1 protein-coding gene is annotated in these 1,653 nt (G+C 62.0%); it reads left to right on the plus strand.

Going from position 1 to position 1,653, the window contains the following annotated elements; translation table 11 throughout:
• The first annotated feature begins 92 nt into the window (after window positions 1–92).
• A protein-coding gene (locus L1075_RS15565) for an IS3 family transposase (protein WP_098060064.1) occupies window positions 93–1,609 on the plus strand; the annotation gives its coding sequence in 2 pieces (ribosomal slippage) (window positions 93–527 and window positions 530–1,609; 1,515 coding nt in all).
• The last annotated feature ends 44 nt before the right edge of the window (window positions 1,610–1,653 follow it).

The following is a 1,653-nucleotide window of genomic DNA, read 5'->3' on the forward strand; positions in this document are numbered from 1 at the left end:
CCCTATGCGTCAACGTAGTTGTCACCCAAACGGATTGAGAGGTGATCAACGTGCGTTACCCCGCAGAGCGTAAGGAAGCCATCCTCAAGAAGATGGCACCGCCCATGAGCATGACCATCCCGGAGCTGGCCGAACAGGAAGGCATCACCGCGACAACCCTCTACAATTGGCGGAAACAGGCCAGAGCACGAGGACAGGTTTTGCCATCACGTTCTACCCAGCCAGATCAGTGGACCAGTCAGGAGAAGTTCCAGATCGTCCTGGAGACAGCTCCGATGAACGAGGCTGAAGTCAGCGCCTACTGCCGCGAGCGCGGGCTCTACCCCGAGCAGGTGGAGGCCTGGCGGGATGCCTGCATGAACGCCAACGACGATGCGGCAGCGCAGGCCAAGCAGCTTCGACAGGCGCGTAAGGCGGAGCAGAAGCGGCTCCGTAAGCTGGAGCGCGAGTTGCACCGCAAGGACAAGGCCCTGGCCGAGACGGCGGCGCTGTTGGCCCTGTCAAAAAAAGCCGAGGCGATCTGGGGCACGACCAACGACGAGGACGACTGACCAGCCTCCCGGATCGCCAACGCATCGTGACTCTGGTGCAAGACGCCCAGCGTGACGGTGCTCGGCTGGCCAAAGCCTGTCAGGTGATGGGTATCAATGTGCGCACCTCCTACCGCTGGGTCACTGAAGGCCAGGTGATGGCTGATCGCCGTCCCGACGCCGACCGCCCGGAGCCGGCCAACAAGCTGTCTCCAGAGGAGCGAGAGGCGATCGTGGCGCTGTGCAATGCCCCGGAGTATCGAAGCCGCCCTCCGGCCTTCATCGTGGCCGATCAGGCGGACAAGGGGAACTACCTGGCCTCTGAGTCGACGATGTACCGAGTGCTTCATGAGTACGATCAGCAACACCACCGGGGCCGACAGCAGGCCCCACAGCGCAAGCGACCGCCGACCACACACCAGGCCACGGCGCCAAACCGGCTTTGGTGCTGGGATATCAGCTGGTTACCGGGCCCTGCACGCGGTACTTGGTGGTACCTGTACCTGATCATGGACGTCTTCAGCCGCAAGATCGTTGGGCACGAGGTCTATGAAACCGAGACCGGCGAGCTGGCCGCCGAGCTGATCCAGAAGGCCTGCTGGCGAGAGCACCTCACCGATCGTCACAAGCCTTTGATTTTGCATTCTGATAACGGCAGCCCGATGAAGGCGGCGACCTTCCTGGAGAAGCTCTACGACCTGGGCATCACCCCGTCGTACAGCCGGCCAAGGGTCAGCAACGACAACGCCTTCGCCGAGTCGGCCTTCAAGACACTGAAGTACCGGCCGGGATTCCCCGCCGACGGCTTCGCCACGCTGGCCGAGGCACAAGACTGGGTCCAGCAATTCACCGAGTGGTACAACCATGAGCACCGGCACAGTGCCCTGCGCTACGTCACGCCGAGCCAGCGTCACAACGGCGAGGCCAAAGGCATTCTGGCGCAGCGCCGAGAGGTTTTTGAAGCCGCGAAGCAGCGCCACCCGGAGCGGTGGTCAGGTGACATCCGGAAACTCAGCCTGCCGGATGTGGTGCACCTAAACCCCGAACGGGACTCAGTGCCACAGGCCGCAGGATTTTAAAGAGCTGAAGTCATTTTATATGGCAACTATGTTGACAGACTCCG

The sequence above is a fragment of the Chromohalobacter beijerinckii genome (assembly GCF_023061185.1).
Classification (GTDB): Bacteria; Pseudomonadota; Gammaproteobacteria; order Pseudomonadales; family Halomonadaceae; genus Chromohalobacter; species Chromohalobacter beijerinckii.